Raw genomic sequence first — 24,116 nt, 5'->3', positions numbered from 1 at the left:
CTTCCTTCCTTCAGGCGCCCGCGTTCGTCGCGGGGCCCACGATGATGTCTGGCACGGCTGCGCCTTCGGCGAGCCGGTAGTTCGCTCCCACGATCGCCAGGCGCCCGCCGGCGACCGCGTCGGAGATCACGTCCGACGAGTGCAGCAGCTCGGCGACCGTGTCACGCAAGTGCTCGCGGCCGACGTGCTCGGGATCGACCGACTCCGGGGTGGCGGTCGCGTGCGCGCGCAGCACGCGGCGCACCGCGGGAACGATCGGCGCGATCAGCCGCCAGATGTGCGGGGGCAGGGGGGGAGCGTCGGAGCGCGTGCTGTCGATGGCCGCGCGCACGGCGCCGCACTCATCGTGGCCGAGCACCACGATGAGCGGAACATCGAGGACCGCGACCGCGTACTCAAGGCTGCCGACGACGGAGTCGGAGATCACCTGGCCGGCGTTTCGGACCACGAACAGGTCGCCCAGGCCCACGTCGAAGATGATCTCGGCGGCGAGCCGGGAGTCGGAACAGCCGAACAGCGCGGCGCGAGGAGCCTGCACGTGCGCAAGGCTGTGGCGCCGGTCGACGTCTTGTCGCGGATGGTGCGGCTCGCCGCCGATGAAGCGCGCGTTGCCGTGGCGCAGCTCGTCCCACACCTGTTGCGGCGCGGGCCGCTCGGTGCTCATTCTGCGCTCCCCTCGAGCGCGCGCACCTGCTCGGCGATAGAGTTCGCGACCAGCTCGAGATCGGCGTCGGACGCGTCGCCGTACACGAGGACGTGGTCGGCCCCGGCTCGCGTGCCGAGGGCGCCGGTCACATTGCCGGTCGTCGCCGGATCGGCGATGTCGTAGCGATCCCACTCGACGCCGCCGATGGTCACCGTGTCGTGTGGGCTGGCGCCGCGCAGCACCTGCAGCGCCCAGTCGTCGTCGGCGTGGAATGCCTGGGACACGCGGATGAACTGAGACTCCCCGGGCAGCGCGTACACGATCGTCCACACGTCTGAGCGGGCGTCGACGGCGGCGGCGTTGGCCAGCCAGTCGCCGGGCACCGTGGGAACGACGGCGGCCACGCCGTACGCGCTCTGCGCCTGCTGCGCCCGGTCGGCGACGTCGATCTCCTCACGGGCAGGGGCGCCGCCGCGGGGCACGCCGAGCACCACGACCAGCACGATCGCGAGCGTGGCGAGCAGGGCCGCGACGAGATTGCGAGCCGTCTGGCTCGAGCGGTAGGCGCGCGAGGACTCGGCCTTGCGCGCCGTGGTCTCTTCCGGCGTCTCCGGGCGGCCCAGCTCCGCCACCACGCGCGGCGTCGACGCCATCAGTCCTCCGCCTCCGCGACCGAGCGCGCCGCCTCGAGCCGGCGCTTGGCGCCGACCAGCCACTGTTCGCACCGCGCCGCCAGCGCCTCGCCGCGCTCCCAGAGCGCGAGCGAGTGCTCCAGCGTCGGGGCGCCCTGCTCGAGCTCGGCCACGACGCGGACAAGCTCGTCGCGCGCCTGCTCGAATGAGAGCGCGCCGACGTCGCCCGAATCCGACACGGCCATGTGCACCATCCTAGTTCTCGGCCTCGCTCCGGCCGGTTTCATCGAGTCGCCCCTCCGAACGGGCGGCGAACGAGCCGCGCGCGACGGTGACGACGACCGCCGCTCCCGCCGGCGCCTGCTCCGCGTCGCGCACGATGGCCCCGCCGTCGAGGTGCGCGATCGCGTAGCCGCGGGCGAGCGTCGAGGCGGGCGAGAGCGCCCGCAACGACGCGCGCAGCTCGTCGACGCGGCGCGCCCCGGCCTCCACGGCGCGTGTGCTCGTCTCGCGCCCGCGCGAGACGAGCACGAACAGCTCGTGCTCGCGCCCCCGCAGCATCGTCTCCGGCGCGCGCAGCACCGGCCGCGACCGCAGCTGCTCCAGTTGCGAGATGTCGTGGGCGACCCGCTGTGTGAGGCGTGTCGTCAACCGCGACCGCAACTGGCTCACCATCGCGCGCTGCTCGGCGACGTCGGGCACGAGCCGCTTGGCCGCGTCGGTCGGCGTGGAGGCGCGCAGGTCGGCGACGTCGTCGAGGAGCGGGTGGTCGTTCTCGTGCCCGATGGCGCTGACAACGGGCGTGCGGGCAGCCGCCACCGCGCGCACGAGCCGTTCGTCGCTGAACCCGAGCAAGTGCTGCGAGTCGCCGCCGCCGCGGGCGATCACGATCACGTCGACCTCGGGATCGGCGTCCAGCGCCGCCAGCGCCGCCATCGTCTCGGGCACGCACCGGTCGCCCTGCACCGCGGCGTGCACCGTGCGGAAGCGCACGCGCGGCCAGCGCAGCTCGGCATTGCGATGGATGTCTTTCTCGGCATCCGACCGCTCCCCGGTCACCAGCCCGATCAGGCGCGGGAGGAAGGGGATGGGCTTTTTGCGCGCCGGGTCGAACAGCCCCTCAGACCGCAGCTGCGCGCGCAGCCGCTCCAGCCGCTCGAGCTGGTCGCCCAGGCCCAGATGGCGCATCGCCGAGACCGTGAACGAGAAGTCGCCCTGCCGGACGAAGTAGTCGGCCTTCACGCACGCGACGACGCGGTCGCCCACCTTGAGGTCGGAGGGGAGGCGCTGCAGCGTCTTCGACCACACGCGGAACGAGATCGAGGCGTCCGTGTGCAGGTCTTTCATCCGGCCGAACACGTTGCCGCCGCGCGCGTTCCACGAGGTGACCTCGCCCTCGACCCACACGAAGCCCCATTTCTCGACGAACCCGCGGATCGTGTCGCCGAGCCGCGCCACGGAGGTCGGCGCTTGCGCGCTGGAGTCGCGCGGGTGCACGGCGTCCGGGTCGGGCGCCTCGCCCGCCCCAGTCTGCGCGCGAAACTCGGTCACTGCCCCTCCGAAGGGTTCTCTGCCAGCGGGCGCGCAGGAGCGCGCCCGTAGAATCAAGGGGTGAGCACCCCCACCGTCAGCCTTCCCGTTCCCCGCGTCCCGGGGCGTCGCGGCCGGCTTCAGGATATCCCGGTGCAGGGACACAAGCGGGTGCTGCTGGCCGCTCCGCGCGGATACTGTGCAGGAGTCGACCGCGCGGTCGTGGCTGTGGAGAAAGCGCTCGAGCGCTTCGGCGCGCCCGTCTACGTGCGCAAGCAGATCGTGCACAACATCCACGTGGTGACCGAGCTCGAGCGCAAGGGCGCGGTGTTCGTGGACACGGTCGACGATGTGCCCGAGGGCGCGCACGTCGTCTTCAGCGCGCACGGGGTGTCGCCTGCCGTTGTGGCGGCGGCATCCGACCGGGGCCTGCGCGCGATCGACGCGACCTGCCCCCTGGTCACGAAAGTGCACCGCGAGGCCGTGCGCTTCGCGCGCGACGACTACGAGATCCTCCTCATCGGCCATGTCGGCCACGAGGAGGTCGAGGGCACGGCGGGCGAGGCGCCCGACCACGTCACCGTCGTGAACTCGCCCGAGGAGGCGGAGTTCGTCGAGGTGAGAGACCCGTCGAAGGTGGTCTGGCTGTCGCAGACCACGCTCTCGGTCGATGAGACGATGGAGACCGTGCGGCGCCTGCGGGAGCGCTTTCCCGAACTGCACGACCCGCCGTCGGACGACATCTGCTACGCGACCCAGAACCGGCAGGTGGCGATCAAGAAGGTCGCCCGCGACGCGGACCTGGTGATCGTGGTCGGCTCGGCGAACTCGTCCAACAGTGTGCGCTTGGTCGAGGTCGCGCTCGAGCACGGCGCGAAGGCCGCGCACCGCGTCGACTACGCCGACGAAGTGCGCCAGGAGTGGCTGGAGGGCGTCGAGACGGTGGGCGTGACCAGCGGAGCGTCGGTGCCCGAAGTGCTCGTGCAGCAGGTGCTCGACGACCTTGCCGCGGCCGGCTACCGCGATGTCGAAGAGGTGCGCACGGCGGAGGAGGACCTCATGTTCTCGCTTCCGAAGGAGTTGAGACAGGATGCCGCGGGCCGCCGCGACGACCGCGCGCTCGGCGGGCGGGGCCGCGGGTGAGCGGCACGACCGACCCGGGCCAGGAGAGCCCGCGACCCCGCTACGGGGAGTACGCGACGCCGGAGGAGCAGCGTGCGCGGATGCAGCAGCCGGACCCCTCGTTGCCGTGGGAGAGCGGCCATGCGGAGCACCAGCCCGCGCCGGCCGCGGCGCCGACGGCGGGGAACGGCCCGGTTGCGAGGCGCCGCCCGGTCGATCGGATCGTGACGATCGCGCTCCTCGCGTACGGCGCGATCAACGTGCTGTTCTCGGTCCCGTCGTACTTCGGGCTCGAGGCGGTCATCGGCCGCACGCTGCGGATGATGGGCATGGAGGGCGAGTTCACGAACCTCGACGCGGCCAGGCTGTGGGGCCCGGTCGCGGCGATCGTGCTGGTCGTCGGCTACGCCGTCACGGCGGTGCTGACGCTGCGGCGGCTGCGCGTGGGCGCGCTGGCGTGGTGGGCGCCCCTGGTCGGAGCCGTTGCCACCTACATCGTCGTGGGCGTCTGCTTCGCGGTGCCGATGCTCGGCGACCCCGCCTTCATCCAGCACATCTCGAGCACCTGATGGCTCGGCTGCTCGCCGTGTGCGTTGTCCACCAGTTGCGTCCCGACGCGGGGACGATCGGCGTCACGGCGATTGACAAGCGCCCCGTCGAGGGGCCGGTGCGTGTCGGGCCGTACGGCGTTTACGCCGATGTGCAGGCCGATCGCAAGCATCACGGCGGCCTCGACAAGGCGCTGTACGCCTACGCGCATGAGGATGCCGAGTTCTGGGCGGCCGAGCTGGGTCGTGACGTGCCGCCAGGGTGGTTCGGCGAGAACCTCCGTGTCGAGGGCATCGACGTCAACGCGGCGTTGATCGGGGAGCGGTGGCGCATCGGCACGCGAGTCGAGGTGGAGGTGACGATGCCCCGCACCCCTTGCCAAACGTTCGCCCGCTGGGTCGGGGGCGATGACGAGCGCGGTTGGGTCAAGCGCTTCTCGCGGGAGCGGCGGCTCGGCGCGTACCTGCGGGTCGTCGTCGGCGGGCGTGTCCAGGCCGGCGACGAGATCGAGGTCGTGCGCCGCCCCGTGGGCGCGCCGGGACTCCTCGACGCCTACCGCGATCCCGCGTAGCGCGCGCCGAGACCCACTCGCCGCGCCGAGACCCACTCTCGGCGCCGAGCCCCACTCTCGGCGCCGAGACCCACTCGCCGCGGGTGGGTCTCGGTGCCTGCGGTGGGTCTCAGCGCCGGATGAGGGTCTGCGTAGGTGCGAGTCAGTGCTCGCTGCGACCGAGGCGGCGGCAGCGAGTCGTGCGCCCGCACAAGCGGGTCAGCTTTGGGACTGGCCGTACGAGCCGAGCTGCTTGGTCGCCTCGACGACGCGCGCGGCCATCGCCGACTCGGCGACCTTGCCCCACGCGCGCGGGTCGTACGCCTTCTTGTTGCCGACCTCGCCGTCGACTTTGAGCACGCCGGCGTAGTTCTCGAACATGAAGCCGGCGACCGAGCGCGTGAACGCGTACTGCGTGTCGGTGTCGATGTTCATCTTCACGACGCCGTTGGCCACGGCCAGCGCGATCTCGTCGTCGGTCGACCCGCTGCCGCCGTGGAACACGAGGTCGAGGGGCTTGGCCCCGGTGCCGAACTGGGCGGCGATCCCCTCCTGGATCTCGCCGAGCAGCTCCGGGCGCAGCTTGACGTTGCCCGGCTTGTACACGCCGTGCACGTTGCCGAAGGTGAGGGCGGCGATCCACCGCCCGTCGTCGCCGAGGCCGAGCGCGTCGACGGCCTTGGCGACATCCGCTGTCGTCGTGTACAGCGCGTCGTTCGTGCCCTCGTGCTTGACGCCGTCCTCCTCGCCGCCGACGACGCCGATCTCCACCTCGAGGATGGCGTTGATCGCCTTGAGCCGGGGGAGCAGCTCTCTCGCGATCTCAATGTTCTCATCCAGCGGCACCGCCGACCCGTCCCACATGTGCGACTGGAAGATCGGGTTGCCGCCGTCTGCCACGACCTCCTCGGAGGCGGCGAGGAGGGGAAGGACGAAGTCCTCCAGCGCGGGCTTCGGGCAGTGGTCGGTGTGCAGCGCGATCGTGACCGGGTAGCTCTTGGCGACCTCCGTGGCGAACTTCGCGAACGCGAGCGCGCCGGTCGCGCGGGCCTTCACCGAGTGGCCGGCGAAGTAGTCCGCGCCGCCGGTGGTGACCTGGATGATGCCGTCGGAGCCGGCTTCGGTGAGCCCTTGCAGGATCGCGTTGATCGACTGCGAGCTCGCCGCGTTGATGGCCGGGTACGCGAAGCCGCCTGCCTTCGCGCGGTCGAGCATCTCGGCGTACTGGTCGGGGGTGGCGACGGGCATTTTGCTCCTTCGAAGGATCGGGGGTCTGCCAGCAAGCCTAGCCAAGCCCCGTCCGTGCCTGGCTAGGCTCGGGTCATGGTGAGCATCTCGGCGGACATGAGTCCCCTGCATCCCGATCGCAACCTCGCGATGGAGCTCGTCCGAGCAACCGAGGCGGCGGCGATTCGCAGCGTTCCGTTCCTCGGGAGGGGCGACAAGGAGGCCGTCGACGGCGCCGCGGTCGACGCGATGCGCGGCTACCTGCACACCGTCAACTTCGACGGCACGATCGTCATCGGCGAGGGCGAGAAAGACAGCGCGCCGATGCTGTTCAACGGCGAGAGCGTGGGCAACGGGCGCGGGCCGCAGTGTGACATCGCCGTCGACCCCATCGACGGCACCTCGCTCGCGGCCGCCGGCCGCAACAACGCGCTGTCGGTCATCTCGGTCTCCGACCGCGGCACGATGCTCGACGCGTCGAGCGTCTTCTACATGGACAAGCTCGCCACCGGGCCCGCCGGGGTGGGGGTCGTCGACATCCGCCTGCCCATCGGCGAGAACATCCGCCTGCTCGCCAAGGCCATGGCCAAGCCCGTCGACGAGATCGTTGTCTCCGTGCTGAACCGCCCCCGCCACGAGCAACTCATCGCCGACATCCGCGCCGCGGGGGCGGGCACGCGCCTGATGAGCGACGGGGATGTCGCCGGCGCCATCAACGCGGCACGGCACAACGCGCGCACCGACATGTGCGTCGGCATCGGCGGGAGCCCGGAGGGGGTGGTCACAGCGTGCGCGATCAAGGCGCTCGGCGGCCACATCCAGGGCCGGCTGTGGCCGCGCGACGACGACGAGAACCAGCGCGGCATCGACGCCGGGCTGGCCATGGACGGATACGTCTACGAGGCGGACGAGCTCGTGCGCGGCGACAACACGATCTTCGTTGCCACGGGGGTGACCGACGGCGCGCTGGTGGCCGGGGTGCGCCGCGAGGGCGGCTTCGTCTACACCGAGAGCGTCGTGTTGCGGGGGCGCTCGGGCACGTTGCGCCGCCTCACGTCGGAGCATCTCGTCTCGAAATGGCTGTAGCGCCGCGACGATTGAGGTGGATGTGGCGCGAGTGGCAATTGTGACCGCGTCGTGATCGTCTTCCCAGGCGCGGTCTGGCAGAATCCGATGTGTCTGCCGTGAACGGCGGCACGCTCGGGAACAGTTCACATCAGTCCAGGCGGAGGGGCAGCGTCATGTCGGTCCAAGAGGTGCACTCGTCATCGCCCCGCACCGGGGCGCAGGCCGTCATCGCGGATGCCACCGACCCTGCGCGGCGCGCGGACGTGCTGTTCCGGGTGCGCCGCGAGCAGGGCCACGAGATCAGCTCGTGGTGGATGGTCGGAGCATTCTTCATCGTCTCCGCCGCCGTCATCGCGCTCATGAGCCTGGTGCCCGGCGGAGCCTGATCCGGCTCACGCCACGCGCGCGACCTCGACCAGCTCGGGGGCCGCGATCTGTGACACCTTGACGCCGACCTTCTCGGCGAGCTCGTGCACGTCTGCGGCGCCGACCCGCCGGGCCGCGTCGATGACGATCTGCGCGCACGCGTGGGCGTCGGCGGTCGCGTCGTGGTGGGGGAACTCTCCGAACCCGGCCTCGGCTGCCACGAGCGGCAGGCGGTAGGACGCAAGCTCGTAGACCTTGCGCGAGACCTGCAGCGTGCACACGTAGCGGTACGGCGGGCACGCGAGCCCCGTGGCGTCGCACGCCCGCTTGAGCACGTTCATGTCGAAGCCCGCGTTGTGCGCGACGAGCACGTCGGCGCCGGCGAACGCGCACAGGTCGTCGAGCTGCTCGGTCCAGCGCTTGGCTCCGGCGACGTCGGCCTTGCGGATGCCGTGGATGCGCGTGTTGCCGCGGTGGAAATCGTCGTGGCCGGGCGGGGGCTGGATCAGCCATCCCGCCGTCGCGACCACGCGGCCTGCGCGCACGCGAGCGAGCCCGACGGCGCACGCCGACGCGGTGCTCGGATTCGCCGTCTCGAAGTCGATCGCGGTGAAGTCCAAGGCCACGTCCTCAGCGTCGCCCGCCGGCTCGCGCGAGGCCGGGAGGCGCGCCGCGCGGCTGCCCGATCCGCGGCATCCGTCCCTGAATCGCCGCGCTGCCGTTACAGAAACCTTCGGTCGCGCCCGCGCCCCGCACGCGCGACTGCGGGTTTCTGTGGCGCGGGCGGCGTCGGCGTCGCGTGCGCGCCGCTCTAGGATGGATGCCCGTGGCTCTCACCATCGGAATCGTCGGACTCCCCAATGTCGGCAAGTCGACCCTCTTCAACGCGCTGACCAAGAACCAGGTGCTCGCCGCGAACTACCCGTTCGCGACGATCGAGCCCAACATCGGGGTCGTGAGCCTGCCCGACCCGCGGCTGCAGCAGCTCGCCGACGTGTTCGGCAGCGAGCGGCTCGTGCCCGCGACCGTGTCGTTCGTCGACATCGCCGGCATCGTGCGCGGCGCGAGCGAGGGCGAGGGCCTGGGCAACCAGTTCCTCGCGAACATCCGCGAGGCCGACGCGATCGCCCAAGTCGTGCGCGGGTTCAGCGACGACGACGTCGTGCACGTCGACGGCGCGGTCAATCCGCAGAGCGACATGGAGACGATCAACGCCGAGCTGCAGCTGGCCGACCTCCAGACGCTCGAGAAGGCGATCGCGCGGTACGAGAAGGAGGTGCGCGGCCGCAAGCTCGACCCCGCGGTGCTGGCCACGGCACAGGAAGCGCAGGACGCCCTGCAGCGCGGCGTTCTGCTGTCGGCCTCCGGCATCGACCTGTCGCCGATTCGCGAGCTGGGGCTGTTGACCGCGAAGCCCTTCATCTTCGTGTTCAACGTGGACGAGGCGGTGTTGACGGATGCCGCGCGCAAGGCCGAGCTGGCCGCGCTCGTCGCCCCGGCGCAAGCGGTGTTTCTCGACGCGAAGATCGAGTCGGAGCTCATCGACCTCGACCCCGACGACGCCGCCGAGCTGCTGGCGTCCACCGGCCAGGACGAGTCGGGCCTTGACCAGCTCGCCCGCATCGGGTTCGACACGCTCGGCCTGCAGACCTACCTCACCGCCGGACCGAAGGAGGCGCGCGCGTGGACGATCGGCAAGGGCTGGAAAGCGCCCCAGGCCGCGGGCGTCATCCACACCGACTTCGAGAAGGGGTTCATCAAAGCGGAGGTCATCTCGTTCGACGACCTGATCGAGCTGGGCTCGGTGGCCGCCGCCCGCGCTGCCGGGAAGGCGCGCCTGGAGGGCAAGGACTACGTCATGCAGGACGGCGACGTCGTGGAATTCCGGTTCAACGTCTAGCAGGCCGTCGGCCTCGGAGGTCAGGTCCTCGGAGACACGCGGCGCCCGCGCCGGCGCCGCATGGGAGGATCGAATGATGCTGTCCACCCCGCGGGATCGCGCTTCCCGCATCAAGAGATCGAGAGAGGCTTCCACACCGTGACGCAGGACCCCAGCGTTTTCGACCCCGAGGGCCGCGCGGTCCCGTACATCGACGAAGGGCACGGCGACGGCCCGTCGTTGGTGCTCGTCTCCGACCGGGGGTTGGACGGCGACGTGCTCGGCTCGATCGCCCACATCCTCGTGGGCGAGGGCTTTCGCGTGCTCAGAGTCGGATCGGGCCGTGCGCACGCGACCCCCGACGAGCAGGCGGCGGATGCCGTGGCCGTCATCGAGCACACGGGCGTCGGCGCCGCGTGGATCGGCGGCCACGCCGGCGGCGGCACGCTCGCTCGCCTCGTCGCGTCGCGGCACGGCTCGCTGGGGCTGCTGCTGCTCGGCGTGGCGGAGGGCGACGCCCCGCTGCCGCCGGCGATCCCGGTGCTGGTCGTGCAGGGCGCCGACGACGACACGATGCCGCCCGAGCGCGGAGAGCGGCTGCGCGCCGCCGCGCCCGAGCGAGTCAGCGTCGTGAGCATCGGCGGCGCGGGGCGCCTGTTCCCGGTGACGCACCCCGTCGACACCGCTTTCGCGATCGAGGACTATCTCGCCTGGGACTGACGCGGCAGCCGATCGAGCGCGACGTCAGCCGAGAGCTGACACCAGCCACGTGATGCCCGCGATGAGCAGTCCCGCGGGCGGGAGGCTGAGCAGCAGGCCGCAGAGCAGCCCGCGCATCGCCCCGACGCCTTCGCGGCGCTCGTCGTCGTACGACCGGGTCCACTCCGGGATTGCGGGCGGGTACGTCGGGGCGGGCACCGTGTCGAAGGTGGTCGTCGACGACGGAGCCGGGATATAGGTCGATCGGCGCGGGCGGGTCGATCGCTCAGCGGGTTGTGAGGGCAGGGACAGACGTCACCACGGATTTCCCCCCAGATACCCCAGACCAACTCGGTCGGCTCGATTGTACGCGAGCGCGCGCCGTCGCACGACCGCGCGCAGCCCGTGTCGGACCTCGATGACAGGACGAGGGGATGCCCGCGCCGGGCCACGGCCGCCGTCGTCGTACGATGGGAGCATGACGACCTCGAACGTTCCCGCCCCCGCGCTGCAGCCCGTTTCGCTCGACGACAAGAGCCTGATCGCAGAGATCGACGACAGCGGCTCCTGCTGCGGCGGCAGCTGCTCGACCAGCTGACAGGGCGTTTCGGCTCTGCGTTTCGTCTCGCTTCGCTCGCTCAACGACCGGAAGGCGGATGGTCGCTGTCCTCGGCGTCGTCGTCCGGCTTGCGGATGAGAAAAGCGCCGATGATCGTCGGCAGGGCCACGACCGCCGCGATGAGGAATGCGACGCGGGTGCCCGCCGCCTCGCCGGCAACGGCGGTGCCGCCGTGCTCGACGACTCCGGCCGACGTTGCCGACATGACGGTGAACATCAGCGCGATCCCCGCCGCGCCCGCCACTTGCTGCACCGTGCCCACGACGGCGCTGCCGTGCGAGTAGAAGCGGCGCGGCAGCGATCCCAGCGACGCGGTGAACAGCGGCGTGAAAGACAGGGCGAGCCCGATCGATAGCACGGTCTGCGCGACCGTGACCACCCAGACCGATGTCGACTCGTCGATCGTCGTGTAGTACCAGAGCACGGCGGATGACAGCACGGAGCCGGGCGCCAGCAGCACACGCGTGCCCCAGCGGTCGTAGACGCGCCCGATCACGGGGCCGAGCACGCCCATCGCGATCGCGCCGGGCAGCACCGTGAGCCCGCTCTCCATTGCCTTCAGGTGCAGCACGTGCTGCAAGTAGAGCGGCAGCACCGTGATGGCCCCGAAGAACGCGACGGACAGCAGCAGCATCTGCGCGACGGAGAGCGTGAAGCCTGCCGCGCCGAACACGCGCAGGTCCAGCAGCGCGTCGTCGATGCGCTGTAGCCGCAGTTGGCGCCACACGAAGGCGGCGAGGGCGATGGCGCCGATTGCGAACGCCGCGGCGAGCGTCCAGGTGGCGGTGTCGGCTGCGGCATCCGTCGTCCCCTCGCCGCGCCCGGCGGAGCCGATCTGGCTGAGCCCGAACACGACTCCGCCGAACCCGAGGGCCGACAGCACCACCGAGGGGATGTCGATGGGCGCGTGCTCGGTCTCGCCGATGTTCTCCATCCAGCGGGCGCCGATCGCCAGCATGATGAGCGCGATCGGCAGCACGACGCCGAAGATCCACCGCCAGCTCAGGGTGTCGAGGATGAAGCCGGCGAGCGTCGGGCCGATGGCCGGGGCGAGCGAGATCACGACCGAGACCCGGCCCATCATGCGCCCGCGGATGTGCGTGGGCACGACGGTCATCAGGGTCGTCATCAGCAGTGGCATCATGATCGCGGTGCCGGATGCCTGGACCACCCGCGCGACGACGAGCATCGGAAAGCCCGGCGACACGAGCGCGAGCAGCGTGCCCGCCGAGAACAGCGACATCGCGAACAGGAACACCCGCCGGGTCGGGAACATCTGCAGCAGGAATCCCGTGATCGGAATCACGATGGCCATCGTCAGCATGAACGCCGTCGTCAGCCACTGCGCCATCAGCGCGGTGATGCCGAGGTCATCGATGAGGTGCGGGATCGCCACCCCCATCGTCGTCTCGTTGAGGATCGCGACGAACGCCGCGCCGAGCAGCAGCCACACGACGCGGGAGTCGCGCGGCGCGAGTCGGTCGCGCACGGGAACGGGGGTGCTTGCGGTGTCGGTGGTCACATCTCTCCTCGCGGGGCGGAGCCATCCAGGGATGGGCGCCCGCACAACCTAACGGGATGGCACGGCAGAAGATTCCCCCTCGCGTGCGACGATGTGGTCATGCTCACGCACGCGGCGCCACTGGCCCGCCTCGGGGCCGGGCTCGGCATCGGCGTGGCGGCGGGGATCGCCGCCGGGGCATGGCTGGGGCCGGCCGCGGGGGCGCTCGCCGGGTGGGCCGTCGGCGCGCTGCTGGCCACGGGCTGGATCCTGCTGGTGGTGTGGCCCATGGACGCCGACCAGACGCGCGCGCACGCCACGCGAGAGGATCCGGGCCGCCGCCTGGCGCGGCTCATCGCGTTCGCCGGGAGCATGGCGAGCCTGGGCGCGGTGGCGCTCGTGCTGCTGCAGTCGAGCGATGCCCCGAGGGGCGACCGGTTCGTGTTCGCGGCGCTCGCGGTGCTGAGCGTTGTGGCGTCGTGGGCGCTCATCCAGACCGACTACATGCTGCGCTACGCGCGCATGTACTACACGAGCGAACAGGGCGGGATCTCCTTCAACGGCAACCCCGACGCCCCGGCGTACACCGACTTCGTGTACTTTTCGGTCGGGCTCGGCATGACGTACCAGGTCGCCGACACGAACGTGCGGACCAACGCCATCCGCCGCGTCGTCATCGCCCAGACGATGCTCGCGTACCTGTTCGGCGCGGTGATCCTGGCGACGGTGGTGAACCTGCTGGCGGGGATCGCCTGAGATTTGCAGCCGCCGGGCGCGGCTACGCTGGCCCGTGTGAGCATGGGCGGAGCGCGCGCGGCCCGATCCCGCCGAGTGGATGCGGACGCCCAGCGCCGCGAGAACGCCGAAGCGCCGCGCGTCGAGCACCTCGGCCGCCGCGTCGTGGCGCTGTTTCGTCCGTATCGCGGCCGCATCGCGACGACGGCGTTCCTCGTGGTCGTCGGCGCGGCGATCGCTGTCGTCCCGCCGCTTGTGGTGCAGCGCATCTTCGACGACGCGCTGTTCCCCGTCGACGGCGGGCGCCCCGACATCCCGCTGCTGGCCAACCTCGTCGCGCTCATGATCGCGCTCTTCCTCCTCTCGGCCGGCGCGGGGGTTGTGCAGACGTGGTTGACCGCGACGGCCGGCAACAGCGTCGCCGGCGACCTGCGGGTGCGCCTGTTCGAGCGCCTGCAGGCGATGGAGCTGGGCTTTTTCACCCGCACGAAGACCGGTGTCATCCAGTCCCGCCTGCAAAACGACGTCGGCGCCGTGGCGGGTGTGCTCACCCACACCATCACGAGCGTCGTCGGCAATGTCGTCACGGTGGCCGCCTCGCTTGCCGCGATGATCGTGATCGACTGGCGCCTCACGATCATCGCGATCGTGCTGATGCCGTTCCTCGTGCTCGTGCAGCGCCGTGTCGGGCAGGTGCGCATGCGCATCGCCGAGCAGACGCAAGAGTCGTTGTCAGAGCTCACCGCCATCACGCAAGAGGCGCTGAGCGTCAGCGGCATCCTGCTGTCGAAGTCGTTCAACCGCCAACGGTCGGAGTCCGCGCGCTACCAGGACGAGAACCGCAACCAAGTGCGCCTCCAAGTGCGCCTCGAGATGAGCGGCCAGGGATTCTTCGCCGTCGTGCAGGTGCTCATGGCAAGCGTTCCCGCCGTCATCTACCTTGTGGCCGGCTTTCTCGTCACCGGCGCCACCGACACCATCACGGCCGGCGCGATCGTCGCGTTCACGACGGTGCAGGCGCGGCTGCTCTGGCCGCTCATGGGGCTCATGCACGTGGCCTTGGACGTGCAGACCTCGGCAGCCGTGTTCGCCCGCATCTTCGAGTACCTCGACTTGGAGCCGGCGATCGCCGACGCGCCGGACGCGATGTCGGTGGACACCGCGCCCGGCGTGGTGGGCCGCGTCGAGTTCCGCGATGTGGTGTTCCGCTACCCCGACGCCGCGCCGAGCTCGCGGGCGACGCTGGACGGCGTCACGTTCGTGGCAGAGCCCGGACAGCACGTCGCGTTCGTCGGCCCGAGCGGGGCGGGCAAGACAACGGTGCTGTACCTCGTGCCCCGCCTGTACGAGGCGTCGTCGGGGGAGGTGCTGTTCGCCGGCGCCGACGTGCGCCGGCTGGCGATGGAGTCGATCGTCGACACGGTCGGCGTCGTGTCGCAGGAGACGTACCTGTTCCACGCCACGATTGGCGAGAACCTGCGGTACGCGAAGCCCGACGCGACCGACGCCGAGCTCGAGGCGGCGTGCCGCGCAGCGAACATCCACCACGTCGTCGAGGGGTTCGAGCGCGGCTACGATACCGTCGTCGGCGAGCGCGGGTACCGGCTGTCGGGCGGCGAGAAGCAGCGCATTGCGATCGCGCGCGTGCTGCTGAAGGATCCGGCCGTGCTGCTGCTGGACGAGGCGACCTCGGCGCTGGACACCGTGTCGGAGCGGATCGTGCAGCAGGCGCTGGATGCCGCGGTCCGCGGCCGCACGACGCTCTCCATCGCGCACCGCCTGTCGACCGTGGTCGGGGCCGACGTCATCCACGTCGTCGACGCCGGGCGCATCGTCGAGTCGGGCACGCATGCCGAGCTGTTGGCCCGGGGCGGGCTGTATGCGCAGCTGGCGGCGCAGCAGGGTGCTGCTGGCGCTTGAGCGTTCGGTCCGGTTTCCCCAGATCAGGCTATCTCGCGTCGTCAGGACGTTCCGTGCCGGATCGTCCTGAGCGCGCGAGATCAGGAGATTTGGGAGAGGGGGGTTCGGTGGGGGCTGGGGGCGGTTGGGGCTGGGGCCGGGGCGGGGGATCACCACAAGGCGGCGGCGGAGACGCCGGGAGACAGCGGGATGCCGGCGGCCCGCGTCGCGAGCGAGCGCGCGAACGCGCCGAGGGCACGGCGGTACGCGTCGTCGGGGTGCGTGCGCGCGATCTCCACGAGCGGGACGAGATCCATCTCCTGGATGAGCCGCACACGCGCCCGGGCCGCGGCCGGGTGTCCGGTCGTCTCGAGCACGTCGATGCCCGCCGCCAGCGCGTCGAGGTAGTCTCGCAGCACGGGGAGGGTGTGCTGGCGCTGCGTGATCGACGACGCGTCGGCCCGCTCGCGCCAGTGCGCCACGACATCGGGCACCACATCGAACGCGCGCGCGGCCGTGTACATGCGCTGCGCGACGATCTGGTCCTCGTAGAGCCGGCCCTCGGGGAAGCGCAGGCCGGCACGCCGCCAGAACCCGGTGCGGCTCACTTTGGACCACGCGACGATGTTGCCGGATGCGTCGGGGTGCTCGTCGATCGTGGTGGCCTGCCGCTCTGGCGCCGTGGCCGCGGCAACCCACGGCTGCACGTCGCCGGCCGCGTAGCCGCCGAGCCCGTCCGGGCGCAGGCGCACGTAGGCTCCGACGGCGAAGTCGCTGCCCGACCGATCGAGGGCTCCGATGAGCCGCTCGAGCGCGTGCGGGGTGAGCACGTCGTCGGCGTCGAGGAAGCCGACGAGGGGAGTCTCGACGAGGTCGAGCCCGGTGTTGCGCGCCGCGCCCAGGCCGCGGCGGCGCGCGTGGTGGACGACCCGGAAGCGCGAATCGGCCGCGGCCGCCGCGTCGAACAGGGCGCCGGTGGCATCCGTCGAGCCGTCGTCGACGAGGATCGCGATCCAGTCCTGCCGACTCTGCGCGCGCAACGAGTCGAGGGCCTCGGCGAGATACGCGGCGACATCGAGCCCCGGCACGATGACCGTGATCGCGGCGGTTCCCACGGCATCCGATTCTATCGCCGCCGGCCCGCACGCCGGCCGGCTGCTCAGCGCCCGGACGAGCCGACGGCCGCGACCGAGGCCGCCACCGCGTCGGCGACAGGGCCGAGCGGCTGGTCGAGCTCGTGCGGGAAGGTGAACCGCACGGCCGTCTGCGCCACCTCGGCGGCCACCCCCAGAGCGACGAGCACATGCGACGGCTCATCGCTGCCGGCCGCGCACGCCGATCCGCTCGACGAGACGATGCCGCGACGCTCGAGCTCCAAGAGGATCACCTCGCCGCTCGTGCCCGCGAACGTGAAGCTCGCCGTGCCCGGCAGGCGGTGCACAGGATCGCCGGTGAGCCGCGCGCCGGGCACGGCATCCAGCACGCGCGCGATGAAGCCGCGCACGAGGGCGCCGACGCGCTCGGCCGACTCGGCCCGCTCTGCCTCGGCGAGCTCGAGCGCGGTGGCGAACCCGACCGCGCCCGCGACGTCCTCGGTGCCGCTGCGACGGCCGCGCTCCTGCCCGCCGCCGTGCAGGAGCGGCTCGAGCGGGATGCGGCCGCGCACGGCCAGCACGCCGGTGCCCTTGGGCGCGCCCAGCTTGTGCCCGGCGAGCGAGATCGCGTCAGCGCCCAGCCCGGAAAGCGGCAGCCAGCCCGCGGCCTGCACCGCGTCGAGGTGGACCGGGATGCCGCGCTCGCGCGCGACGGCGGCGACGGCCGCGGCATCCTGCACCGTTCCGACCTCGTTGTTCGCATAGCCGAAGGCCACCAGCACCGTGTCGTCGCGCAGCGCGTCGACGACCGTGCGCGGATCGAGGCGGCCGTGCCCGTCGACCGGTGCGTGCACGACGTCGAAGCCGTGCACGCGGGCGAGGTAGTCGGCGGAGGCGAGCACGGACTCGTGCTCGATCGCGGTGGTGACGAGGCTGCCCTTCGACAGGCTCAGGGGCCGGGAGGAGCGGGATTGCTGCGCCGCGATCGCGATGCCCTTGATCGCGAGGTTGTTGGCCTCGGTGCCGCCGGAGGTGAACACGATGTCGCTCGCCCGCATCCCGAGCACCCGGGCCACGCGCGCCCGTGCGTCAGCGAGCGCGCCCGCGGCCGCCTCGCCCACCGTGTGGTGGCTGGAGGGGTTGCCGAACCAGCGCGTGAGAAACGGCGTCATCGCCTCCAGCACCTCGGGGCGCACGGCCGTGGTGGCCGCGTTGTCGAGGTACAGCAGCGTCATCGCGTCACACTCGCGCGGCGTCGAGCCGGATGTCCAGGCCCAAATCCAGCGCTCGGGCCGAGTGCGTGAGGGCGCCGACCGAGATGACGTCGACGCCGGTCTCGGCGATGGCGCGCACGGTCTCCAGTGTCACGCCGCCGCTCGCGTCGATGATCGCGCGGCCGCCGACCAGCTCCACGCCGCGGCGCAGGTCGTCGAGCGAGAAGTTGTCGAGCATGATCGTGCCGACGCCGGCGGCGAGCACCGCGTCGATCTGGTCGACGCGGTCGACTTCGACCTCGACGTGAGTGGTGTGCGGGAGCAGCGCGATCGCGCCCTGCAGCGCCGCCGTCACCGACACGCCCTTCGCGGCCAGGACGGCGAGATGGTTGTCTTTGGCCATCATCGCGTCCGACAGCGAGAAGCGGTGGTTGTGGCCCCCGCCGCTGACCACCGCGTGCCGCTCGAAGGCGCGCAGCCCGGGCGTCGTTTTGCGGGTGTCGGCGATGCGGGCCCCGGTGTGGGCGACCTCCGCCACGTAGCGCGCCGTCAGCGTCGCGATGCCGCTCATTCGCTGCGTGAAGTTCAGCGCGACGCGCTCGGCGGTGAGCACGGCCCGCGCCGGCCCCGACACGGTCGCCAGCACCGCTCCGGCGGAGAACGGCTCGCCGTCCTCCACGATGAGGCCGACGACCACCGCGGGGTCGGTGAGGCCGAACGCGGCGGCGAAGACCTCGCCCCCGCTGAACACCCCCTCCTCGCGCGCCACGAGCTCGGCCGCCGCGGTGGCGTCGGGAGTGATGAGCGACTCGCTGGTGATGTCGCCCCACGGCGCGTCTTCGTCGAGCGCCGCGGCGACGGCGCGTTCGATCACCGCCCGGGTCAGCATGCCCGCGCCTCGGTCAGCTCGGCGTCGCCTGCAGAACTCCGCTCGAGCGCGGTCTCGCGGGCCGATTCGGGCTGCTGCGCGGCGGCTTCGGCGCCTTGTGGAGGAGTTCTGCCGCCGCCGGTGTCGCTGCGGTAGTGGGCGCCCACCGACGCACGGCGCGCGAGCGCCGCCGCGACGAGCTCGCGCGCGACGACGAGGAGGTTCTCGTCCTCGTGCTCTGCCTCGGTGCGCGGGCGGCGGGGCTGCGCGCTCCAGCGCGCGAGGACGGATGCCACGTGCCGCAGCCCGGCCTCGTCGCGCACGAGTCCCGCGTGCTCCCACATGAGCCGCTGCAGCGCCGCGCGCGAGAAGGGCTCGGCGCGGTCTGCGGGGAGCTGCGTTTCGTCTCGGTCGCCTGCGGCGTCCTCGCTCAACGACCGGTGTGCGGGGTTCGGCGACCGGTGCGCGGGCCAGGCGCCGCTGGCGGCGTCGGCGGCGATCGCGTCGCCGGCGCGCGCGCCGAACACCGCGCCCTCCAGCAGCGAATTGGACGCCAGCCGGTTGGCGCCGTGCACGCCCGTGCGAGCGACTTCGCCTACCGCGTACAGGCCGGGCAGGCTCGTGCGCCCGTCCAGGTCGGTGGTGACACCGCCCATCAGGTAGTGCGCCGCGGGCGTGACCGGGACGGGCTCTCGGGCCCAGTCCAGTCCGCGGGCGCGCACCGCGGCGTCGATCGTGGGGAAGCGCTCGGCGAGGAACGCGGATGTCTCGGCGACGGTCGGGCGCAGCCTGGTCGCGTCGAGGAAGACCGGCCTGCCCTGCTGCAGCTCCATCTCGCGCGCGATCGCGCGGGCCACGACGTCGCGGGGCGCGAGCTCGCCGTCGGGGTGGGCGTCGAACGCGAAACGGCGGCCGTGCTCGTTGACGAGGATCGCGCCCTCGCCGCGCACCGCCTCCGACACCAGGAACGCGTCTCCGACGCCGATGATCGTGGGGTGGAACTGGAAGAATTCGAGGTCGCTGACGTGCGCCCCCGCGCGCAGCGCGGCGGCGATGCCGTCGCCGGTTGCCACGGGCGGGTTGGTCGTGTGCGCGTACAGCTCTCCGGCGCCGCCGGTGGCGAGCACGACCGCGTCGGCGAGGATCGTCTCGCGGTCGCCCGCGACTCCGGGCAGCTCGCCGACGATCAGCTCGACTCCCGTGACGCGCGAGTTGTCGAGCACGAGGTCGACGAGAAAGGCGTGCTCGACAACCCGCACCGCGCTGGCGCGCAGCCGCGCGACGAGGGCCCGCTCGATCGCGGTGCCGGTGGCATCCCCTCCCGAGTGCAGGATGCGCGGGTAGGAGTGCGCCGCCTCCAGCCCCTTGTGGAACGCGCCGTCCGCCGAGCGGTCGAAGGCGACGCCGAGGTCGACGAGCTCCTGGATGCGGGCGGGCCCCTCGTTCACGAGCACCCGCACGGCCTCGGGGTCGTTCAGGCCGCCGCCGGCGACGAGCGTGTCGTGGATGTGGTCCTCCACCCGGTCGTCGGCGAACATCACGCCGGCGATGCCGCCCTGCGCGAAGCGGGTGTTGGCGTGCTCGAGCACGTCTTTCGTGACGAGTGTGACGGCGCAGCCGTGCTGCACCGCGTGCAGCGCGGCGGTGAGCCCGGCGATGCCCGAGCCCACGACGACCGCGTGCGGCGTGCGGTTGCGGCGTTTCGTCTCGCTGCGCTCGCTCAACGACCGGGTTTCGCTGCGCTCGCTCAACGGCCGGGTCTGGCGCGAGGCGGTCATGACGCATTCTCCCAGCCCGCGGCGACCGCCGGCGGCGCGGCGGGCGGCTTGGCTGCCAGCATCCGCTCCAGCGCGGCCCGCGCCGGATCGGCGACGTCCGCGGGCACCGTGATGCGGTTGCGCACCTCGCCGGCTGCCAGGCCCTCGAGCACCCACGCGAGGTAGCCGGGGTGGATGCGGTACATGGTCGAGCACGGGCACACCACCGGGTCGAGGCAGAAGATCTCGTGCTGCGGGTTGTCGGCGGCCAGGCGCTGCACGAGGTTCACCTCGGTGCCGATCGCGAACGTCGTGGGCTCGGTTGCGCCCTCGATGGCGCGCCGGATGTAGTCGGTCGATCCCGACTCGTCCGCGGCGTCCACCACCGCCATGGGGCACTCCGGGTGCACGATCACGCGCACGCCGGGGTGCTCGGCGCGGGCCCGCTCGATCTGGTCGACCGTGAACCGGCGGTGCACCGAGCAGAAGCCGTGCCACAGGATGACGCGCGCGCTCTCCAGCTGCGCCGCCGTCGACCCGCCGAGGGGCTTGTGCGGGTTCCACATCGGCATCTGCTCCAGCGGCACGCCCATCGCCTTCGCCGTGTTGCGGCCGAGGTGCTGGTCGGGGAAGAACAGCACGCGCCGCCCCCGCTGGAACGCCCACTCCAGCACCGTCTGGGCGTTCGACGACGTGCACACGATGCCCCCGTGCCGGCCGACGAAGCCCTTGATGGCTGCCGACGAGTTCATGTAGGTGACCGGGACGACCGGGACCAGACCGTCCGCGTCGGGGGTGTCGAGCCCTGAGCCTGTCGAAGGGTCGCCGTACACCTCCTCGAGCTGCTCCCAGCACTCCTCGACCTGGTCGATGTCGGCCATGTCGGCCATCGAGCAGCCGGCTGCGAGGTTCGGCAGGATGACCGCCTGCTCGGGCAGCGACAGCAGGTCGGCGGTCTCGGCCATGAAGTGCACACCGCAGAACACGATCGCCTCGGCCTCGGGGTGGGCCTTGGCGAAACCGGCGAGCTGGAACGAGTCGCCCACGTGGTCGGCGTGCGTGACGACTTCTTCGCGCTGATAGAAGTGGCCGAGCACGACGACGCGGTCGCCGAGGGTCGTCTTCGCGGCTCGGATGCGGCCTGCGAGCTCCTGCTCGGAGGCCTCGCGGTACTCGCGTGGCAGCTCTGGCTGCCGCGGCGCGCCGGTGGGGATCACATCGCCCATCGACGAGCCGGGGCCGTAGCCGGGGCGCGTGTCGAAGACCCACGGCCCCGCCGCCAGGTCGGTGTTGCACGTCTCGGCGCTCGACACGCCCGACACGATCGCCTGGATCTCGTGGTCGACGCTGGGGTCGGCTCCCTGTGGGGGAGTGGTGAGGGTGATGTTGACAGCGGGCATGTTGCCTTCCCGGATCAGTGGAATGCCGGTCGGTGGATGTCGAGAGGGCCGCGGTCGGCGAGCTCGACATCCCGGTTGTAGCGGTAGAGTCGCGCGGGGCGGTGGCTGCCCGTGCGGAAGTCGTCGGTGGGGATCAGGGTTCCCGAGCTCTCCACCTGGCGGCGGAAGTTCGCGGGGTCGAGCCGGCGCCCGAGGATCGCCTCGTACACCTCGCGTAGCTCGGCGAGGGTGAAGGCGTCGGGCAGCAGGCCGTGCGCGATGCGGCTGTAGCCGACCTTGTTGCGCAGCCGCCATAGCGCGTACTCGACGATGTCGTTGTGGTCGAAGGCCAGCGGTGGCAGTGTGGCGGCGTCGAACCAGGCCACGTTCTCCTGCGCGAGTGGCACGTCCTCGCGCACGAGCGCCCAGTAGACGATCGAGACGACGCGCGTGGGGGAGCGGTCGACGTCGCCGAACGCATACAGCTGCTCGAGGTAGCTCGGCGCCAGCCCTGTCGTCTCGGCGAGCGTGCGGGAAGCGGCGGCGTCGAGGCCCTCGCTGGTGTTGAGCCAGCCGCCGGGTAGCGCCCACTGCCCCTCGAACGGGTCACGCGTGCGGCGCACGAGCGGGAGGACGACCGCGGGCAGGTCGTCGCCGGCGCGGCGGAGGCTGAAGATCACCGTCGAGACGGCCACGCGCGCGTCGTCGTCGGCCGTGGCGGGCGTTGCCTGGCCGGTGCGGGCGATTGTTCTGGTCACTTTGACTCTAACCTCCTGCTCCATCTTATAGTCATATTGACCCGAAGAGCAACCCGCCGCGTGCGGACCGCTAGCCTGAGGGCACGGCCGCAGGCTCGATTTCGGGAGGCGCAGTGATCAAAGCCACCGTGGTGGTGCCGACGTACCGCTCCACTGAGCATCTCGACGAGCTGGTGGCCAGCCTTGACTGCCAGACGTTGCCGCAGGACGAGTTCGAGGTCCTGCTCGTCGACGACGGCTCGCCGGACGACACGTTCCCGAGGCTCCAGCGCATTGCGGCGCGCCGGGCGAACTATCGGGTGTTCCGCCTCTCGCCCTCCGGGTGGCCGTCGGCCCCGCGCAATCACGGGATCGACCAGGCGCGCGGCGAGTACCTTGTCTTCCTCGACCACGACGACCGCCTCTTCCCCGACGCGCTGCGCGCGGCCTACGAGCTGGCGTCGCGGACGCGCGCCGACGTGCTGGACGGCAAGGAGTCCAAGAGCGACTCGCCGGGATGGTGGCTGCGCGACTCCGACGACGACGTCGACAACGCCATCGACTGGACCGAACGGCATCCCCTCCTGCCGATGAACCCGCACAAGATGTTCCGCACCGCATTCGTGCGCGACAAGGGCATCCGCTTCCCCGAGGGCGGTCGCCAGATCTGGGAGGACATCCACTTCGACATCGCCGCCCACGCGCGCGCCGAGGTGGTGTCGATTCTCGCCTCCACGCCGTTCTACTTCTGGAACAGGCCGGAGGACAGCACCACCAGCGCGACGTTCCACGACGACCTCGGCGAGTACCTCGACGCGGTCGGCCGCGTCTTCCAGTGGATCGACGAGGAGCTGCAGCAAGAGCGCTTCGACGAGTTGCGCCCGCGCTTCCAGGCGTACCAACTGCACATGCGAGTGCTGCCGCTGTTCGCCCGGGAGGGGCGCTCGCCCGAGGAGCAGGAGCAGATCCGCGCCTTCGTCTCCGCGCTCCTGCCGCGTGTGCCGGAGGCCGCCGACACACACCTGGACCCGTGGCGCCGGATCAAGGCAGCGCTGCTGCGCGCGGGCCGGTTCGACCTGGTGGAAAGGCACGAGCACACGGCGGCGCGCCTGGTGTGCGTGCCGACCGCCCGCGCCGTGCGCTGGGAGGCGGGCGCGCTGCGCGCCGACCTGGCGATCGAATGGGAGCTGCAGGCGGAGTCGGGGTCGGCCGTGGTGCGCCAGGGCGACCGTGTGCGGCTGGCCCTCGACCCCGAGGTCGCCGCGTTCGCCGCCGAGCGTGGACTGAGCGACGATGCGACCGACGCGCTCGGGAAGGCGGTGTACGCGATCGATCGGCGCTCACGGCGCGAGAAGGTCGACTGGATGCTGTCGCCCGCTGCCGCGCCAGGGCTCGCCGAGAGCGGGGTGGCGCCGCTCCTGCAGGCCGCTGTGCCGTTGCGCTGGGAGCCGGCGGACGACGGGCCAGGACGCCTGCACGACGGCCCGTGGGACTTCTACGTGCGCACCACCGTGCTGCGCACGCGCGTCGTGCGCCAAGTGCGCACGGATTTCGCGCCGCCCCGCTGGGCGGTCGTCGCGGGCCGCCTGATGGCCGCGTACCGCACGCAGGGCGGGAGGCTCGCGGTCGATGTGGGGCAGACGGCGGTCAGCGTCCTGGACGCCGGCGAGCCCGTCGTGACGATGATGACGACAGGCCGGCGCGCGCGGTTCGCGGTCGAGCTGCCCCACGTCGACGTGCACAGCGCGCTGAGCGCCCCGGGCGATCTCGTCGGAGCGGACGGGGAGTCGGTCGGCTCGTGCCGTGTCACGGTCGTGGACGGCGCCGCCCGCCTCGTCGGCGAGGTCGGCGGGAGCGTGGGGGCGTTCTCCGTCGTGTTCGGCGGCCGCCCCGCGCGCACGCGGCTGGTCGCCGTCCGCGGCCGTGTGCGGGTGCTGGGCGGGCCGGGCCACGGCCTGGCGAGAAGAGCGTGGGAGACGCTTCCCGACGGGATGCGCAGGCGCGTGTGGCGTTGGCGGCATCGGCGTTGACGCGCCCGGTATGCT

The 24,116-nt window shown here is 71.8% G+C and carries 24 protein-coding genes; 10 read left to right on the top strand and 14 right to left on the bottom strand.

Annotated features, from left to right (window positions below; all coding sequences use genetic code 11):
• Positions 1–10: 10 nt before the first annotated feature.
• Genes QM611_RS10120 through xseA form a run of 4 tightly spaced genes read right to left on the bottom strand, consistent with a single transcriptional unit; the run spans position 11 to position 2,829 of the window.
• Entirely contained in the window at positions 11–664 is a 654-nt protein-coding gene (locus tag QM611_RS10120; protein WP_415079790.1) for a carbonic anhydrase, read from the bottom strand.
• Positions 661–1,299 (bottom strand): DUF4245 family protein, encoded by a 639-nt coding sequence (locus tag QM611_RS10115; RefSeq protein WP_415079789.1) that lies wholly within the window; start codon positions 1,297–1,299, stop codon positions 661–663. The genes QM611_RS10120 and QM611_RS10115 overlap by 4 nt, the downstream gene beginning before the upstream one ends.
• Entirely contained in the window at positions 1,299–1,523 is a 225-nt protein-coding gene (locus QM611_RS10110; protein WP_415079788.1) for an exodeoxyribonuclease VII small subunit, read from the bottom strand. The genes QM611_RS10115 and QM611_RS10110 overlap by 1 nt, the downstream gene beginning before the upstream one ends.
• A gap of 10 nt (positions 1,524–1,533) precedes the next feature.
• The gene (gene xseA, locus QM611_RS10105; protein WP_415079787.1) at positions 1,534–2,829 is read right to left on the bottom strand and encodes an exodeoxyribonuclease VII large subunit; all 1,296 of its coding nucleotides are present in this window, start codon (positions 2,827–2,829) and stop codon (positions 1,534–1,536) included.
• 60 nt (positions 2,830–2,889) lie between these two features.
• On the opposite strand from xseA, the gene QM611_RS10100 reads away from it, so the two are divergent.
• Genes QM611_RS10100 through QM611_RS10090 form a run of 3 tightly spaced genes read left to right on the top strand, consistent with a single transcriptional unit; the run spans position 2,890 to position 5,050 of the window.
• Positions 2,890–3,951: a 4-hydroxy-3-methylbut-2-enyl diphosphate reductase gene (locus QM611_RS10100; protein ID WP_415079786.1), complete on the top strand. Its 1,062-nt coding sequence runs from the start codon at positions 2,890–2,892 to the stop codon at positions 3,949–3,951.
• Complete coding sequence (locus tag QM611_RS10095; protein WP_415079785.1) at positions 3,948–4,499, top strand: DUF6264 family protein; 552 nt, start codon at positions 3,948–3,950, stop codon at positions 4,497–4,499. The genes QM611_RS10100 and QM611_RS10095 overlap by 4 nt, the downstream gene beginning before the upstream one ends.
• Positions 4,499–5,050, top strand: a complete 552-nt coding sequence (locus tag QM611_RS10090) for an MOSC domain-containing protein (protein WP_415079784.1) — start codon at positions 4,499–4,501, stop codon at positions 5,048–5,050. Before QM611_RS10095 ends, QM611_RS10090 begins: the two co-directional genes overlap by 1 nt.
• A 198-nt stretch (positions 5,051–5,248) precedes the next feature.
• On the opposite strand, the gene fbaA is transcribed toward QM611_RS10090, so the two are convergent.
• Complete coding sequence (gene fbaA, locus QM611_RS10085; protein WP_415079783.1) at positions 5,249–6,277, bottom strand: class II fructose-bisphosphate aldolase; 1,029 nt, start codon at positions 6,275–6,277, stop codon at positions 5,249–5,251.
• A 75-nt stretch (positions 6,278–6,352) separates the two neighbouring features.
• On the opposite strand from fbaA, the gene glpX reads away from it, so the two are divergent.
• On the top strand, positions 6,353–7,342 hold the full coding sequence (gene glpX, locus QM611_RS10080) for a class II fructose-bisphosphatase (protein ID WP_415079782.1): 990 nt from the start codon (positions 6,353–6,355) through the stop codon (positions 7,340–7,342).
• A 155-nt stretch (positions 7,343–7,497) separates the two neighbouring features.
• Complete coding sequence (locus tag QM611_RS10075; RefSeq protein WP_415079781.1) at positions 7,498–7,710, top strand: UDP-N-acetylmuramyl pentapeptide phosphotransferase; 213 nt, start codon at positions 7,498–7,500, stop codon at positions 7,708–7,710.
• Between the two features lie 6 nt (positions 7,711–7,716).
• On the opposite strand, the gene QM611_RS10070 is transcribed toward QM611_RS10075, so the two are convergent.
• Entirely contained in the window at positions 7,717–8,316 is a 600-nt protein-coding gene (locus QM611_RS10070; RefSeq protein WP_415079780.1) for a 3'-5' exonuclease, read from the bottom strand.
• A gap of 200 nt (positions 8,317–8,516) precedes the next feature.
• Here QM611_RS10070 and ychF point away from each other — a divergent pair, with 200 nt between their 5' ends.
• Together ychF and QM611_RS10060 are read left to right on the top strand one after the other, a co-directional pair.
• On the top strand, positions 8,517–9,590 hold the full coding sequence (gene ychF, locus QM611_RS10065; RefSeq protein WP_415079779.1) for a redox-regulated ATPase YchF: 1,074 nt from the start codon (positions 8,517–8,519) through the stop codon (positions 9,588–9,590).
• 138 nt (positions 9,591–9,728) lie between these two features.
• Positions 9,729–10,289, top strand: coding sequence for an alpha/beta fold hydrolase (locus QM611_RS10060; RefSeq protein ID WP_415079778.1), 561 nt, complete (start codon positions 9,729–9,731; stop codon positions 10,287–10,289).
• Between the two features lie 24 nt (positions 10,290–10,313).
• Here QM611_RS10060 and QM611_RS10055 read toward each other — a convergent pair whose 3' ends face one another.
• Positions 10,314–10,487, bottom strand: a complete 174-nt coding sequence (locus QM611_RS10055; protein ID WP_415079777.1) for a hypothetical protein — start codon at positions 10,485–10,487, stop codon at positions 10,314–10,316.
• 419 nt (positions 10,488–10,906) lie between these two features.
• Complete coding sequence (locus QM611_RS10050) at positions 10,907–12,409, bottom strand: MDR family MFS transporter (RefSeq protein WP_415079776.1); 1,503 nt, start codon at positions 12,407–12,409, stop codon at positions 10,907–10,909.
• 99 nt (positions 12,410–12,508) lie between these two features.
• Between QM611_RS10050 and QM611_RS10045 the strand changes: the two genes are divergently transcribed.
• Positions 12,509–13,144, top strand: a complete 636-nt coding sequence (locus QM611_RS10045; protein ID WP_415079775.1) for a DUF1345 domain-containing protein — start codon at positions 12,509–12,511, stop codon at positions 13,142–13,144.
• Positions 13,145–13,186: 42 nt separating this feature from the next.
• Positions 13,187–15,043, top strand: a complete 1,857-nt coding sequence (locus QM611_RS10040) for an ABC transporter ATP-binding protein (protein WP_415079852.1) — start codon at positions 13,187–13,189, stop codon at positions 15,041–15,043.
• A gap of 149 nt (positions 15,044–15,192) precedes the next feature.
• On the opposite strand, the gene QM611_RS10035 is transcribed toward QM611_RS10040, so the two are convergent.
• From QM611_RS10035 to QM611_RS10010, 6 genes are read right to left on the bottom strand one after another with little or no spacing between them, the layout of a single operon-like run.
• The gene (locus tag QM611_RS10035; RefSeq protein ID WP_415079774.1) at positions 15,193–16,137 is read right to left on the bottom strand and encodes a glycosyltransferase family 2 protein; all 945 of its coding nucleotides are present in this window, start codon (positions 16,135–16,137) and stop codon (positions 15,193–15,195) included.
• A 44-nt stretch (positions 16,138–16,181) separates the two neighbouring features.
• Positions 16,182–17,351 carry a cysteine desulfurase family protein gene (locus QM611_RS10030; RefSeq protein ID WP_415079773.1) on the bottom strand — a complete coding sequence of 390 codons (1,170 nt, stop codon included), beginning with the start codon at positions 17,349–17,351 and terminating at the stop codon, positions 16,182–16,184.
• 4 nt (positions 17,352–17,355) lie between these two features.
• Complete coding sequence (gene nadC, locus QM611_RS10025; RefSeq protein ID WP_415079772.1) at positions 17,356–18,219, bottom strand: carboxylating nicotinate-nucleotide diphosphorylase; 864 nt, start codon at positions 18,217–18,219, stop codon at positions 17,356–17,358.
• Positions 18,213–19,976, bottom strand: a complete 1,764-nt coding sequence (nadB, locus tag QM611_RS10020; protein ID WP_415079771.1) for an L-aspartate oxidase — start codon at positions 19,974–19,976, stop codon at positions 18,213–18,215. The genes nadC and nadB overlap by 7 nt, the downstream gene beginning before the upstream one ends.
• Positions 19,973–21,355 carry a quinolinate synthase NadA gene (gene nadA / locus QM611_RS10015; protein WP_415079770.1) on the bottom strand — a complete coding sequence of 461 codons (1,383 nt, stop codon included), beginning with the start codon at positions 21,353–21,355 and terminating at the stop codon, positions 19,973–19,975. The genes nadB and nadA overlap by 4 nt, the downstream gene beginning before the upstream one ends.
• 14 nt (positions 21,356–21,369) lie before the next feature.
• Entirely contained in the window at positions 21,370–22,092 is a 723-nt protein-coding gene (locus tag QM611_RS10010; RefSeq protein WP_415079769.1) for an NUDIX hydrolase, read from the bottom strand.
• A 113-nt stretch (positions 22,093–22,205) separates the two neighbouring features.
• Between QM611_RS10010 and QM611_RS10005 the strand changes: the two genes are divergently transcribed.
• Positions 22,206–24,101, top strand: coding sequence for a glycosyltransferase (locus QM611_RS10005; protein ID WP_415079768.1), 1,896 nt, complete (start codon positions 22,206–22,208; stop codon positions 24,099–24,101).
• The last annotated feature ends 15 nt before the right edge of the window (positions 24,102–24,116 follow it).

It is taken from the genome of Microbacterium sp. (genome assembly GCF_047606685.1).
In the GTDB taxonomy this organism is placed as follows: Bacteria; Actinomycetota; Actinomycetes; order Actinomycetales; family Microbacteriaceae; genus Microbacterium.
The sequence above is the reverse complement of the archived record's forward strand: the minus strand, read 5'-3'. Positions and strand labels throughout refer to the sequence as shown.

Excerpts from the sequence above, each read along its gene's own strand:
- QM611_RS10120 (WP_415079790.1), bottom strand. The coding sequence starts at position 664 with ATGAGCACCGAGCGGCCCGCGCCGCAACAGGTGTGGGACGAGCTGCGC.
- QM611_RS10115 (WP_415079789.1), bottom strand. The coding sequence starts at position 1,299 with ATGGCGTCGACGCCGCGCGTGGTGGCGGAGCTGGGCCGCCCGGAGACG.
- QM611_RS10110 (WP_415079788.1), bottom strand. The coding sequence starts at position 1,523 with ATGGCCGTGTCGGATTCGGGCGACGTCGGCGCGCTCTCATTCGAGCAG.
- QM611_RS10090 (WP_415079784.1), top strand. The coding sequence starts at position 4,499 with ATGGCTCGGCTGCTCGCCGTGTGCGTTGTCCACCAGTTGCGTCCCGAC.
- fbaA (WP_415079783.1), bottom strand. The coding sequence starts at position 6,277 with ATGCCCGTCGCCACCCCCGACCAGTACGCCGAGATGCTCGACCGCGCG.
- glpX (WP_415079782.1), top strand. The coding sequence starts at position 6,353 with ATGGTGAGCATCTCGGCGGACATGAGTCCCCTGCATCCCGATCGCAAC.
- QM611_RS10075 (WP_415079781.1), top strand. The coding sequence starts at position 7,498 with ATGTCGGTCCAAGAGGTGCACTCGTCATCGCCCCGCACCGGGGCGCAG.
- QM611_RS10045 (WP_415079775.1), top strand. The coding sequence starts at position 12,509 with ATGCTCACGCACGCGGCGCCACTGGCCCGCCTCGGGGCCGGGCTCGGC.
- QM611_RS10040 (WP_415079852.1), top strand. The coding sequence starts at position 13,187 with ATGGGCGGAGCGCGCGCGGCCCGATCCCGCCGAGTGGATGCGGACGCC.
- QM611_RS10030 (WP_415079773.1), bottom strand. The coding sequence starts at position 17,351 with ATGACGCTGCTGTACCTCGACAACGCGGCCACCACGGCCGTGCGCCCC.
- nadC (WP_415079772.1), bottom strand. The coding sequence starts at position 18,219 with ATGCTGACCCGGGCGGTGATCGAACGCGCCGTCGCCGCGGCGCTCGAC.
- nadB (WP_415079771.1), bottom strand. The coding sequence starts at position 19,976 with ATGACCGCCTCGCGCCAGACCCGGCCGTTGAGCGAGCGCAGCGAAACC.
- nadA (WP_415079770.1), bottom strand. The coding sequence starts at position 21,355 with ATGCCCGCTGTCAACATCACCCTCACCACTCCCCCACAGGGAGCCGAC.